This window comes from Chromobacterium sp. Panama (assembly GCF_003052555.1).
In the GTDB taxonomy this organism is placed as follows: Bacteria; Pseudomonadota; Gammaproteobacteria; order Burkholderiales; family Chromobacteriaceae; genus Chromobacterium.
In genome coordinates this window covers 282,873-295,675 of the sequence record NZ_QARX01000001.1, presented here as the reverse complement: position 1 = coordinate 295,675, position 12,803 = coordinate 282,873, and the positions used below count along the sequence as shown (strand labels likewise).

At 66.3% G+C, this 12,803-nt stretch carries 10 protein-coding genes; 5 read left to right on the top strand and 5 right to left on the bottom strand.

The genetic code is table 11. From position 1 onward, the window contains the following. Nucleotides 1-89: 89 nt before the first annotated feature. On the top strand, nt 90-1,445 hold the full coding sequence (locus DB032_RS01485; protein WP_107797962.1) for an aldehyde dehydrogenase family protein: 1,356 nt from the start codon (nt 90-92) through the stop codon (nt 1,443-1,445). A gap of 23 nt (nt 1,446-1,468) precedes the next feature. Here DB032_RS01485 and DB032_RS01480 read toward each other — a convergent pair whose 3' ends face one another. Beyond that, nucleotides 1,469-3,775 carry an N-6 DNA methylase gene (locus DB032_RS01480; RefSeq protein WP_107797961.1) on the bottom strand — a complete coding sequence of 769 codons (2,307 nt, stop codon included), beginning with the start codon at nt 3,773-3,775 and terminating at the stop codon, nt 1,469-1,471. Between the two features lie 180 nt (nt 3,776-3,955). On the opposite strand from DB032_RS01480, the gene DB032_RS01475 reads away from it, so the two are divergent. Both DB032_RS01475 and DB032_RS01470 read left to right on the top strand, forming a co-directional pair. Next, a complete protein-coding gene (locus DB032_RS01475) occupies nt 3,956-5,599 on the top strand; it encodes a methyl-accepting chemotaxis protein (RefSeq protein WP_158274207.1) in 1,644 nt (547 codons plus the stop codon). A gap of 549 nt (nt 5,600-6,148) precedes the next feature. Beyond that, nucleotides 6,149-7,786: an APC family permease gene (locus tag DB032_RS01470; RefSeq protein WP_199225790.1), complete on the top strand. Its 1,638-nt coding sequence runs from the start codon at nt 6,149-6,151 to the stop codon at nt 7,784-7,786. Between the two features lie 61 nt (nt 7,787-7,847). Here DB032_RS01470 and cynR read toward each other — a convergent pair whose 3' ends face one another. Next, complete coding sequence (gene cynR / locus DB032_RS01465) at nt 7,848-8,750, bottom strand: transcriptional regulator CynR (protein WP_107797959.1); 903 nt, start codon at nt 8,748-8,750, stop codon at nt 7,848-7,850. Nucleotides 8,751-8,859: 109 nt separating this feature from the next. Here cynR and DB032_RS01460 point away from each other — a divergent pair, with 109 nt between their 5' ends. Both DB032_RS01460 and cynS read left to right on the top strand, forming a co-directional pair. After that, the gene (locus tag DB032_RS01460) at nt 8,860-9,495 is read left to right on the top strand and encodes a carbonic anhydrase (protein ID WP_107801599.1); all 636 of its coding nucleotides are present in this window, start codon (nt 8,860-8,862) and stop codon (nt 9,493-9,495) included. A 39-nt stretch (nt 9,496-9,534) separates the two neighbouring features. Next, nucleotides 9,535-10,005: a cyanase gene (gene cynS / locus DB032_RS01455; protein ID WP_107797958.1), complete on the top strand. Its 471-nt coding sequence runs from the start codon at nt 9,535-9,537 to the stop codon at nt 10,003-10,005. 808 nt (nt 10,006-10,813) lie between these two features. Here cynS and DB032_RS01450 read toward each other — a convergent pair. The 3 genes from DB032_RS01450 to DB032_RS01440 all read right to left on the bottom strand — a co-directional run bounded on the left by DB032_RS01450 (nt 10,814) and on the right by DB032_RS01440 (nt 12,660). Next, on the bottom strand, nt 10,814-11,203 hold the full coding sequence (locus DB032_RS01450; protein WP_146176550.1) for a hypothetical protein: 390 nt from the start codon (nt 11,201-11,203) through the stop codon (nt 10,814-10,816). A gap of 24 nt (nt 11,204-11,227) precedes the next feature. Beyond that, on the bottom strand, nt 11,228-11,608 hold the full coding sequence (locus DB032_RS01445) for a hypothetical protein (protein ID WP_146176549.1): 381 nt from the start codon (nt 11,606-11,608) through the stop codon (nt 11,228-11,230). 323 nt (nt 11,609-11,931) lie between these two features. Further along, on the bottom strand, nt 11,932-12,660 hold the full coding sequence (locus DB032_RS01440; RefSeq protein WP_158274206.1) for an ABC transporter substrate-binding protein: 729 nt from the start codon (nt 12,658-12,660) through the stop codon (nt 11,932-11,934). Between the last annotated feature and the right edge of the window lie 143 nt (nt 12,661-12,803).

Sequence of the window (12,803 nt, the reverse complement as noted above, 5' to 3'; positions counted from 1 at the left end):
AAATCGCCGCGGAATTGACCCCGCTCACCCCCGTCCCCGGGGATTTTTGCTACATTGTGTCTTTGCTTGCCAACCGAATACAGCACGTCATGACCGCCTTTACCAGCTGCAACCCCGCCACAGGAGAAGTCGTCTACACCCGCGCCGCCTGGCCGGAATCCCAACTGCCCGCCGCCCTGGCGCAGCTGCGCCAGGCCCAGCGCCATTGGCGCGAGCTGAGCGTGGCCGAGCGCGCCGCGCAACTGCTGCGTCTGGCCGACCAATTGCAGGCCCATCGCGAAGAACTGGCCGGCCTGGTCACGCTGGAAGTGGGCAAGCGCACCGCGGAATGTCTGGCGGAAATAGACAAATCCGCCCAGCTGATCCGCTACTACGCCCAACTGGCGCCGGAACTGCTGGCCTCGCTGGAGATTCCCACCCAGGCCAGCCGCAGCGGCGTGGCCTTCGAACCGCTGGGCACGGTGCTGGCGGTGATGCCGTGGAATTATCCGATCTGGCAGGTGCTGCGCTTCGCGGTGCCGGCGCTGATGGCCGGCAACGCCTGCCTGGTCAAGCCGGCGCCTTCGGTGCCGCAATCCACCCAAGGCCTGCTGGAGCTGGCGCGCGCCGCCGGCCTGGCGGTGCTGGACGTGGCCTGGATCGACCATGATCAAGTGGAAGAAGCCGTCCGCCAGTGCGACGCGGTGGCCTTCACCGGCTCCACCCAGACCGGGCGCGCCATCGCGGCGCTGGCCGGCCGCCATCTGAAAAAAACCGTGCTGGAGTTGGGCGGCAGCAATCCCTTCATCGTGCTGGCCGACGCCGATGTCGCCGCCGCGGCACAGGACGCCGCCAACTCCCGTTTCCGCGACGCCGGCCAGAGTTGCAACGCCGCCAAGCGCATGATCGTGGCGCCGGAAATCGCCGACGCCTTCATCGAGGCCTTCTGCGCCGAAGCCGCCAAGCTGCGCGCCGGCGATCCGCGCCACCCGGCCACCACCTTGTCGCCGCTGACCCGCGCCGACCTGCGCGAAGCGCTGCACGCCCAGGTGCTGGACGCCGTCGCCCACGGCGCGGAACTGCGGCTGGGCGGGCAGATGCCGGCCAGCCCCGGCTTCTTCTATCCGGCCACGGTGCTGGACCGGGTCAATCCGGACTGTCGCGTCTACCACGAGGAAGTGTTCGGCCCGGTGGCCAGCATTTTGCGCGCGCGCGACGAGGCCGACGCGCTGCGGCTGGCCAACGACACCCCCTTCGGCCTGGGCGCCAGCATTTACAGCGCGGACAAGGAACGCGCCTGGACGCTGGCGCGGCAGATCGAAGCCGGCAGCGTCTTCATCAACCGCCATACCAGCTCGGACCTGCGCCTGCCCTTCGGCGGCGTCAAATCCTCGGGCTATGGCCGCGAGCTGTCCGAGTTCGGCCTGTACGAGTTCGTCAACGTCAAGACCTACTGGCAGAAATAAGCCCGACGGCGGCCGACCGGCCCTCAGTCTTCCGCCGGGAAGCGCGCCACCAAGGCGTCGCGACGCGCCTGCCATTGCAGCAGGCGCTGTTGCAGGGCGAGCAAGGCTTCGTCCTGGCGCGCCCATTCCTCCACCAGCTTGCGTTGCTCGCTCATCGGCGGCACGGGCAGCGGCATTTCCGCCAGCGCCTCGAAGCCGAACTCGACGCCTTCCACCGCCGCGCCCAGCCGCTCCAGGCAAAAGCGCCAGCCTTCCGACTGCCGGTAACACTCCAGGAAAGCCGGCGAGATCCGCGCCTCGTCCAGCGCGAAAGCCTGCTGATCCGCCGCGGCCAGCGCCGGGGCCTCCCCGACGTGCCGCGCCAGCGCGCCCTGATACAAGCGCGCCGGATCATAGGCGAAAGCATTGGGCGGCAAGGCCGTGCCCAGGCCCGCGCCGGCGCGGCGCCAGCTGCCGCCCACGGTGGCCTCCAATAATTCGCCCTCGGCGGCGGCGGCCAGCGGCGCGGCCAGTTCGCCCAGCTTGCACACCTCCCAGTTGCCGGGAATCACCCCCAGCGCGCTGGGTTTGAACGATTGATGCGGGCTCCACTTGCCCATGCGCCGGGTGCCGTAGCCGCGATTGAGCAAGGCCTGGATGCGGCTGGGGCGCAGCTTGCGCTCGGCCGCGTATTGGCTGGACAGCAATTCCAGCTTTTCGTCCGTCAAGGCCAGGCAGCCCTCCAGCTCGCCCTCCTCCGCCCGCCAGCCCTCTTCTTCGCTGAAGAAGGCCGCCAGCCGCGCGTCCAGCGCCTGCTCCTGCTCCGTCAAGGCGGCCAGCTCGGTGGCCAGCGCCTCCGCGTCCACCACCTCGGCCGCCTCGTCCTGGGCGAAGTAGCGCTGCACGTTCAGATTGCCCCGGTGGCCTTGCTTGATCTCGCGCAGCCCCACCAGGCGCAGATAGTCCGGCTCTTCCGTTTCCTCATCCACCGCGGCGCGGTAAGCGCGCAGGATATGTTCGATGTCCTCCTGCCGCAGCGTGTTTTGCACCCGGCCGCGGCCGTACTCCTTGCTGGCGTCGACGATGATCACCTTGTTGCGCAGGCCCGCCGGCTTGTTCTTGTTCAACACCACCACGCAGGTGGGCATGCCCGAGCCGTAGAACAGCGCCGGCGGCAAGGCGATCACCGCCTCGATGCGGTCGCCGGACTGGCCCTGGCTGCCAAACAGCAGGCCGTTGCGGATGCGGCCCTCGTCGCCGTCGCGGAACAACACGTCGTGCGGCATCACCAGCGCGGCGCGGCCGTCCTCCTTCAACGTGGCCAGCACATGCTGGACGAAGGCGTAATCGCCGAAACTGCGCGGCGGAATGCCATAGCCGAAGCGCTGGTGTTCATCCACCAGCTTCTTGTAATTGGGCTCGGCCGGGCGCTTGCGGCGGCGCTTCTTGCCGTCGGCCGGCGGCGGCTCCGCCGCCTCGGCCTCCAGCGGCGTCCACCAGTTTTTCACCGTGAACGGCAGTTGCGCCACGATGCGGTCGAAGCGCGGCAGCAGGCCCTCCGGGCTCAAATGCCTGGGCTCCACCAAGGTGTCCCCCAGTTCCAGACTCATGTCCACGCCGTGGAAATAAGCGCACAGCTTGGCCATCGCCCAGGTGGCCGGCAGCTTTTCCTGGCCGAACAGCGCCGCGCCACCGTCCGGCTGCCCGCCCAGCATGCGCCAGGCGTCCAGCAAGGTGCCGGCCGCGCCGCAGCTGGGATCGTACAGGCTGTGGCCCGGCAGCGGCTCCGCCAGCCGCAGCAGCAACTGGCTGACCGGTCCCGGCGTGGAAAAGGCCCCGCCGCGCTTGCCGGACTCCGCCGCGTAGCGGCGCACCAGCCCTTCGCAGACCTCGCCCAGCCGGGACGGCGCCTCCAGATCGGCGTCGCCCAGCTTCAGCGCGCCGATATGGTTCATCAAGGGATGCAGCACCTCGTCGCTCAAGCGCTTGTGGCCCTGGTATTGCGCCACGCTGAGCACCCCGGCCAGCGCCGGTTGATGCTCCTCGACGGCGGCCACCGCCTTGTCCAGCGCCTCGCCTATGCCCTTCTTGCGCTCCTGCAGGCCGGGCCAGCGCGCCGTCTGCGGATAGATCCCGTATTGCTCCTGCACCACACCGTCGGCGCGCTTGCGGCTCATGCCCTCGGCCGCCACCAAGGCCTGTACCCGCTCCACGAACACATCGTGCAGGCGCTTGAGCACAAACAGGCCGAACACGTGGTTCTTGTAGTCGTACAGGTCCACTTGCTCGCGCAGCAGTTCCGTGGACGCCCACAGCGCCTGTTCCAACTGGTCCGGGGATAGCAAAGTCATAAGCCGACAACCAAATTAAATGACAAACCCGGCCATTTTAGCCGCATCGCCGCCCAGCGTCGGCAAAGAATGGTCGCGCCGAGACGCTTCATGACAAGACAATTCATCTCCATGTCATCCGCCCGTCATCCCGCGCGCCTAGACTGCGGCACTTCCCGCATCGCAACGTACGACACCATCATGACATTGGCCAAACGTCTGTGGCTGACCATCCTCGTCACTCTCGCCAGCCTGGCGCTGGCCCTCATCCTCACCGGACAACAGTTGAGCGGCCTGACCCGCGCGGTGGACCGCCACAGCGCGCGTCAACAATTAAGCGCCGGCCTGTACCAACTCAAGGCCGGCGTGCTGCAGCTGTCGCGGCTGGACCCGCTGCTGCCGGACAGCCCGGCGCGGCTGCGGGAAACCAGCCTGACCGTCGCGCGGCTGACCGGCGAGATCGCCGCCGGCCTGCCCGCCAGTGAAGCCGCCGCCTTCCGTCAGGCCGTGGGCCGGCTGTGGCAGGATTACGAGCGCAATCTGAGCAGCGCGCTGGCCATCGCCGAGACCGCGCCGCAGGACGCGCTGTCCATACCGGAACAGGCTTGGCAGCAAAGCCTGCAGCCGCTGGCGGCCCTGCTGGACCGCCAGCAGGCGCAGGAGCAAAACCGGCTGGCCCAGGAAACCGCGCAACTGCAGGACACGCTGCAGGGCCTGGCCTGGCTGACCCTGGGGCCGCTGGCGCTGGCCAGCCTGGTGGTGACGGCGATGCAGCTGACGCTGGCGCGGCGGCTGAAACGGCAGTTGCAAGCGATGGCCGCCTCCGCCGACGCGCTGGGGGAAGGCAATCTGGCGATGCGGCTGCCGGCCCAGGGCCGCGACGAGCTGGCCGCCACCGCCGGCCGCCTGAATCAGTTCCTGAACAAGCTGAGCGATTTGCTGCGCCGGGTGGAGGCCGACGCCCGCCGCAGCGGCGCCGATTGCCAACGGCTGCAATTGCTGACCTTGCAAGCGGCCGACGCCAGCCGCCAGCAAAGCGCCAAGGCCAAGCTGAGCAACGAGGCCGCCCACGCGGTGGCCGGCAGCGCCCAGATCGTGGCCGGCCATCTGCAACAGGCGGACGTCCATACCCGGCAGGCGGCGGACGACACCGGACGCGCGCGCGAACTGGGCCGGCTCAACGCCGAGTCGATGCGGACGCTGGCCGACAATATGGGCTGCGCGCAGACGGAAATGCGCCAGCTCCAGCACAGCCTGGACGACATCGCCGGCGTCAGCGGCCTGATCCGCGACGTGGCCGAACAGACCAATCTGCTGGCGCTCAACGCCGCGATCGAAGCCGCGCGCGCCGGCGAAAGCGGCCGCGGCTTCGCCGTGGTGGCCGACGAGGTGCGCAAATTGTCGGAGCGCACCCGCGCCGCCACCGGCAGCATCTTCGACGCGCTGGGCCGGGTGGAAGGCGCCACCGGCTCGCTGCACGCCGCGCTGGAGCAGGCCGGCGGCGCCTGCGCCGACAAGCTGGATTCGCAGCAGGCGCTGGATCAGGCGCTGCTGCAAGTGGACGCCGGGCTGGAGCGCTTGAACCGCTTGATGGCCGACATCCGCGAACACAGCGCCGCCCAGGCCCGCGCCGGCGGCGACATCCGCCAGCACGGCCACGAGGTCGCGCATCTGGCCGCCTCCATCGATCAACAGATGCAGCAAGCCGCGCCGGTGATGCAGCACTTGGCCGCCGCGGCCCAGGACTTGAACCAGACCCTGAGCTGGTTCCGCATCGACGCGCCGGACCCCGCCCCTTCCCCCGCCGCGGCGCCGGATTGGCCGCTGCGGCAGCAGCCGGCCTAGCCGCCGCGCCGGCGGCAATTAGGCAGGAAATTGCCGCCGGATCAAACATAGAGCATTTATTCAACGCAAACGCTTGCCATTGGCCTAAGCGCGCAATAGATCGCCCTTTGATTCGCCATTTTCAATCTTTTGTCATGTTTGAAATAAGCTAGCGAGTACATTTCGTTACATACTGTAATGAAAAGCAAAGGTAGATTAGCCCCCTCTTATAAAAGAGCACATCAGACCGGGCCCACCCGGCACCCGGGACAAGCTCGCCGACGCCCTCCGCGCCGGCGTCTCCAGCGCACCGACACCGCCCCGCTCCGCCCCCGTCCGCACAAGGACGGCGGAGCCGCCGCGCCGTGGCCGGAACTTGTCCCCATCGCTTGCCCGCCGCGTCCGGAGCTGACTCCGCCGGACCGTCGGGTTTTCAGAAGCTGTTTACGATCTCGCGAGCCAGGGCGGGACAGGGCGAAAGCGGCTTCAGCATTCTGAAGCGGTACTCGCCGTGTGACGCCTCACGACGCGCAGCGGATCGTCAGCAGGTTCTTTTGACAGGAGATACCTTTGACACAGCAACACTCCCGCCATATCGGCCCCATCGCCCTGATGCTGACCGGTCTGGGCTCCATCATCGGTTCCGGCTGGCTGTTCGGCGCCGCCCACGCCGCCCAGATCGCCGGCCCGGCCGCCATCGTCGCCTGGATAGTCGGCATGGTGATCATTCTCTCCATCGCGCTGAGCTACGCGGAACTGGGCGCCATGTTCCCGGAAAGCGGCGGCATGGTGCGTTACGCCCGTTACTCCCACGGCTCTCTGCTCGGCTTCATCGCCGGCTGGGCCAACTGGATCGCCATTGTCTCGGTGATCCCGATCGAGGCCGAAGCCTCGGTGCAATACATGAGCTCCTGGCCGTATCCCTGGGCCCAGCAGCTGTTCTCCAACGGCGAACTGACCCCGCCTGGCCTGATGCTGTCCGCGCTGCTTGTCATCGTCTACTTCATGCTCAACTACTGGGGCGTGCGCCTGTTCGCCAAGGCCAATAGCGCCATCACCATCTTCAAGGTGATCGTGCCGGCGCTGACCGTGGGCGCGCTGATCTACAGCGGCTTCCATCCCGGCAATCTGGGCGGGGACACCCCGGGCGGCTTCGCGCCCTTTGGCTGGGCCAGCGTGATGACGGCGGTGGCCACCAGCGGCATCGTGTTCAGCTTCAACGGCTTCCAAAGCCCGATCAACCTGGCCGGCGAGGCCCGCAACCCGGGCAAGAGCGTGCCCTTCGGCGTGGTGGGCTCCATCCTGCTGGCGGCGGTGATCTATGTGGCGCTGCAAGTGGCCTTCATCGGCGCGCTGTCGCCGGCGGACCTGGCCCACGGCTGGCAAGGCCTGAACTTCAGCTCCCCCTTCGCCCAACTGGCGATGGCGCTGGGCCTGAACTGGCTGATGCTGCTGCTGTACTTCGACGCCTTCGTCAGCCCCAGCGGCACCGGCGCCACCTATATGGCCACCACCTCGCGCATGATTTACGGCATGCAGCGCAACGGCACCATGCCGGAGATCTTCGGCCGCATCCACCCGCTGTACCAGATCCCGCGTCCGGCGATGTGGTTCAACCTGGCGATCTCCTTCGTGTTCCTGTTCTTCTTCCGCGGCTGGGGCACGCTGGCGGCGGTGATCTCGGTGGCCACGGTGATTTCCTACCTGACCGGCCCCATCAGCGTGGCCTCGCTGCGCCGCTGCGCGTCCGACCTGCCGCGCCCGCTGCGCCTGGCCGGCCTCGGCGTGATCGCGCCCTTCGCCTTCGTCTGCGCGTCCCTGGTGCTGTACTGGGCGCGCTGGCCGCTGACCGGCGAGATCATCTTCCTGATCGTGGCCGCCTTGCCGGTGTACTTCTGGTATCAGGCCCGCGCCGGCTGGCCGGAATTCGGCCGCGAGCTGAAAGGCGCGCTGTGGATGGTGCTCTACCTGCCGACGATGGCCCTCATGTCCTATATCGGCAGCCGGGACTTCGGCGGCATCGGCCTCTTGCCCTACGGCCCCGACATGGCGGTGGTGGCGGTGATCTCGCTGGGCTTCTACTACTGGGGCGTCAACAGCGGCTGGCGCACCCGCTATCTGGACGCCGAGCACGACGCCGGCGCGGTGGCCGATATGGCGGCCGCCGAGAGCGCGCCGCGCGGCAAGCTGGCCGGCCAGCAAGCCTAAATCCTACCGGGGGCCGCTCCGTCGGCCCCACAGCGGGCGGCTCCACGCCGCCCGCGCCGTCTTATTCCCTATCGTCTTCCGCTCCCAACTCCTCCCCCAAGGCATCCAGCAAAGGCATCAGCGCGCGCGCCGCAGCGCTGCGATACGCGTCTTTGCGCGTCAGCGCCGCCGCCGTGCGCGCCGGCAAGGGCGTACTCAAACCCACCGCGCTCAGCGCCGGATGCTGCCGCGTGATCGCTCGCGGCAAAATGGTGGCGCAATCGCCGTGGCGGACGATTTCCATCACCGCGCTGATGCTGTTGGCCTGGACCGCGATCCGCGGCTTCAGACCCAGCGCCAGGAAGTAACGATCGATATGGCCGCGGGTGGCGAAGTCCGCGCTCAACAGCGCCAAGGGCGCCTGCGCCAGCGCTTCCGCGCCTATCGCCCCCGCCCGACGCCACGGATGGCCGTCGCCCACCACCACGGCCAGGGTTTCCCGAAACAAGGGCCGCGCGTCTATCTCCGCCGAGCGCGCCTGATCGAAAGCGATCCCGACATCGATCTCGTCCTCCAGCAAGGCCCGTTCAATCGCGTCCAGCGTCGCCTCGCGCACGCATAGCTCTATGCCCGGATAGAGCCGGCGCAGCCGCGCCGCCAGCGGCCCCAGCAGATAACTGGCGAAGGTCGGCGTCATCGCCAGCCGCAAGCTGCCGCGCGACAGATCGCCCACGTCCCGGGTGGCCCGCTGCGCCGCCTCCAGCTCGCGCAGCGCGCGGCGCGCGTATTCCAGATAGGCGGCCCCGGCGTCGGTGGGCCGCACCGTCCGCCCGCTGCGGTCCAGCAACTGCGCGCCCACCGTCTCTTCCAATTGCTTGATCTGCTGCGACAACGTGGGCTGCGACACATGCAGCGCCTCCGCCGCCCGGGTGAAATTGCCGTGTTCGGCCACCGCTTGCAGATAACGGATATGTCGAAGAATCATGCGTCCAAACTATAGGAAATAATTATGGAAATCATTCTATATCGGTCTTGGACCCTATGATGAAAAAGCTTCATCCTTGGCGCATCCCTTCCCCGCCAAGGAGCAAGCCATGCAAGCCCTCATCGACGGTTTTCTGAAATTCCAACAGGAAGCCTACCCCCAGCGTTCGGCGCTGTTTCGCCAACTGGCCGACAGCCAGGCCCCCGGCGCGCTGTTCATCACCTGCTCGGACAGCCGCGTGGTGCCGGAGCTGCTGACACAGCAAGAGCCCGGCGAACTGTTCGTGATCCGCAACGCCGGCAACATCGTCCCCAGCTACGGGCCGGAACCGGGCGGCGTCACCGCCTCCGTGGAGTACGCGGTGGCGGCGCTGGGCGTCGCCGACATCGTGGTCTGCGGCCATTCCGACTGCGGCGCGATGACGGCGATCGCCAACGGCCGCTGCCTGGACCATCTGCCAGCGGTGGCCGGCTGGCTGCGCCATGCCGACTCCGCCAAAGTGGTGAACGCGGCGCGCCATCACGACGACGCCCGCCAGCGGCTGGACGACATGGTCAAGGAAAACGTCGTCGCCCAGCTGGCCAACCTCAAGACCCACCCCTCGGTGGCGCTGGCGATGCGCCAGGGCCGGCTGACCCTGCACGGCTGGGTCTACGACATTGAAACCGGCGCTGTCCTGGCCCTGGACCATGCCAGCCAGCGCTTCGTTTCCCTAGCGGATTTTCCGCTGACCCGCGCCGCCTGAAACCGGCGCCTCCCGCAAACCTGAAGAAAGGACCACACCATGCAACACGCCAATATCCACCAAGACCCCCGCCTGGAATTGACCGCCCGCGCCCTGGCCGCCAAGGCCTTGAAAGACCTGAGCTGGGAGCAGTTGGCCGCCGGCACCGGCCTCAGCCTGGCCTATGTGACCGCCGCCGTGCTGGGCCAGCACGCGCTGTCCAAGCTCGCGGCGGAGCTGGTCTGCGAACGGCTGGGCCTGAACGCCGCGGACGCTCTGCAGCTGCAAACCATTCCGCTGCGCGGCAGCATTCCCGGCGGCATTCCCACCGACCCCACCATTTACCGCTTCTATGAAATGATCCAGATCTACGGCACCACGTTGAAGGCCTTGGTGCACGAAAAGTTTGGCGACGGCATCATCAGCGCCATCAACTTCAAGCTGGACATCCGCAAAGTGGAAGACCCGGACGGCGGCGAGCGCGCGGTGATCACCCTGGACGGCAAGTTCCTGCCCAATAAGCCCTATTAAGCACCCGTTCACGCCCGCAAGGGCGTGAACACCTTCTGACGGCTTCCCCCTACCCAACGCGGCCTCAACCGTAGGGTGGGAGGAGCCCAGCGATACCCACGCGGAAACGGGTGCGACGCCACAGGCCGCCGGATAGCCACCTGTTTGGTGGGTATCGCCTGACGGCTCCACCCACCCTACCCAAACGCGGCTCCAAACACGCCCCCAACCGTAGGGTGGGGGCGCGCAGCGATACCCACGCGGAAACGGTTTAACGCCACAGGCCGCCAGACAGCCGCCTGTTTGGTGGGTATCGCCTGACGGCTCCACCCACCCTACCCAAACGCGGCTCCAAACACGCCCCCAACCGTAGGGTGGGAGGAGCGTAGCGATACCCACGCGGAAACGAGTTCGACGCCATAAACCGCCGGACAGCCGCCGATTTGGTGGGTATCGCCTGACGGCTCCACCCATCCTACCCAAGCGCGGCCCCAACCGTAGGGTGGGGGCGCGCAGCGATACCCGCGCGGAAACGGTTCGACGCGATAGGCTGCCGGACAGCCGCCGATTTGGTGGGTATCGCCTGAGGGCTCCACCCACCCTACCCAAATGCGGCCCCAACGCGGCTCCAACCGTAGGGAGGAAGGAGCGCAGCGATACCCACGCGGAAACGGATTCAACGCCACAGGCTGCCGGACAGCCACCGATTTGGTGGGTATCGCCTGACGGCTCCACCCTCCCTACCCAAACGCGGCCCCAACGCGGCCTCAACCGTAGGGTGGGAGGAGCGCAGCGATACCCACGCGGAAACGGGTGCAAGGATAGCCGGCTACGGCGTTTCCCACGCGGCGCGTTGGCGTTGGACGGCGTCAGGGTCCGGTATCGGCGCGCCCACCAGCGCCAGACGGGCGGTAGTTACGTTGCGGAAGCCCGCCAAGAGATAACATCGCTGCGCGCAGAGATCACGGCTGCTCCACTTCCCGGACGCCCACATCGCCAATAAGGCGGCGCGGGCCGGCTCGTGCTTGCCCTGCCACCGGCTCCAATAATAAAAATCCGCCAGCGCCCGCTTGATCTGCCGCTGAACCGCCGCGGTGTTGTCCGGATGGAGCGGGTTGCTGTCCTTCAGCGCAATCACTCCCAGGCGCATCTCGTAATCGACGATTAAACGCGCCGCGCCTTTGAGCGCCTCATTGTGTTGGATCAGCAGCTTCATCATGGCCATGCCCTCCCTGTCCAAGCGTCACAGCACGCCGTTGACGTGCTCCAGACCGCGCTGCAAACGCTGCTGTATCGGCTCCAGCAAGGCCAGCGCCTCCTCGCTGCTGAACAGCAAGGGCTCGTCGCGGCGTTCCAGCAAGGTCAGCAGCGCCAACAGCCCGGTGTGGGCGGCGCGCATGTCCATCACCCCGCTCAGCAGGGCGGAGTCCAGCTGGATATAGCAATCGTTCAATTGGCGGCCCAGTTCGCCCAGCAGCAGCACATTGCCGGCGGCGGCGGGCAAGCGTTGAGCGCAGGAACGCAGTTGCTCCATCACCGGCGCGGCGGCGGGCTCGGGGCGTTCTCCTGCGCCATGGGGACAGGCGGGAGGGGGCATTGCGGGGGGGAAGGTGGAAAAGGTCATCACGGTCTCCATGTCAGCTTTGGAAACCTGCCCAGGCGAGGCTAGGACAGGCACGTGACAAGGTGGCAAGACCGGTTCATTCCACAAAGACCGGCAGTCCAGAGGACTCCCTGCCACGGCCCATCCCGAATGGGTACGGCGTGGCAGCAGACGTAACGACGCCAAAGCGGAGCGTTGTGTCTGCGGTGGAATGATTAATAGGCTTGCCAGCCCTGCGCCGTGTGATTGGACACGACGCGGGACCAAGCCTAAACAGGCTGGCGAAGACCGTCAAGGGAGGACGCCGGCAGGAAACAGCGCGCGCGGGATAGCCGCAGGCCGGATCAGGGAGGGAGGTGTATGGATTGATCAATCCGCTGCATCAGCTCGGGACTGGCCTGCTTGCTGCACATGATGTAGCGCTTAAGCCCCTCGGGAATGTCCTTGAATGTCAAAATCGTCAATTTTGTTGAATCGATTTCTTTTTTCTGCAGCAGAAATTTGTAATCCTCGACATCGATCAGCATATAGTCGGCACGTTGAGAGACGATCATTTGAGCCAGTTCGCCCGGTGTCACCGTCGAATCCATCACGGCGGCGGCGGCATGATCAACCATCGCATCCAATTCTGTGCCGTAAGACACGCCGGAAACTTTGCCAAGCTTGAATTCATGGCTGGCGAACAGCGCTTTTAACGTGCCCAATTTCTGGATGTTTTTCGCGGATTTGACGTTCGCCAATATCAGATGCGGCTTGTCTTGATGAATGGCCGATGAAAACAAGGCAAAGGCCTCGCGCTCAGGGGTTTTATACCAGCCTGGGGAGCAAATCAATTTCTTATTGGCTTGAATATTACTGAGAATGCGTTTGGCAGGCACTTCCTCAAACTCCGCCGGCACGGCCGCGCGGTGTAAAATTTCAATGGTCCGCTCCAATAAAAAACCGGCCGGTTTTCCATTTTGGCTATAGCTGTAGGGCGGTTTGTCCCGATACTGCAGGGATAGAAGCTGCTCCGCCAAGCAGCTTGGCGCGCCCCCCAGCAATAAGAGGGTAAAGAGCAGCCGCTTAGCCACGAGTCCTCCAGAGGCATTCCGTAATGCAAGCGAGCATGACGCCTTGTGTCGTTTGAGCATGGGGGGCATAAGAACGTGGGCCGTTAAGCGGGATGGGCAGCGCCTTTGTCACAGGGCTTAAGGTCGAATCTTGTGAAGATAAA

Coding starts and splice junctions, on each gene's coding strand:
- DB032_RS01445 (WP_146176549.1), bottom strand. CDS start 11,608: ATGACCTTTTCCACCTTCCCCCCCGCAATGCCCCCTCCCGCCTGTCCC.
- DB032_RS01450 (WP_146176550.1), bottom strand. CDS start 11,203: ATGATGAAGCTGCTGATCCAACACAATGAGGCGCTCAAAGGCGCGGCG.
- DB032_RS01475 (WP_158274207.1), top strand. CDS start 3,956: ATGACATTGGCCAAACGTCTGTGGCTGACCATCCTCGTCACTCTCGCC.
- cynR (WP_107797959.1), bottom strand. CDS start 8,750: ATGATTCTTCGACATATCCGTTATCTGCAAGCGGTGGCCGAACACGGC.
- cynS (WP_107797958.1), top strand. CDS start 9,535: ATGCAACACGCCAATATCCACCAAGACCCCCGCCTGGAATTGACCGCC.
- DB032_RS01480 (WP_107797961.1), bottom strand. CDS start 3,775: ATGACTTTGCTATCCCCGGACCAGTTGGAACAGGCGCTGTGGGCGTCC.
- DB032_RS01485 (WP_107797962.1), top strand. CDS start 90: ATGACCGCCTTTACCAGCTGCAACCCCGCCACAGGAGAAGTCGTCTAC.
- DB032_RS01460 (WP_107801599.1), top strand. CDS start 8,860: ATGCAAGCCCTCATCGACGGTTTTCTGAAATTCCAACAGGAAGCCTAC.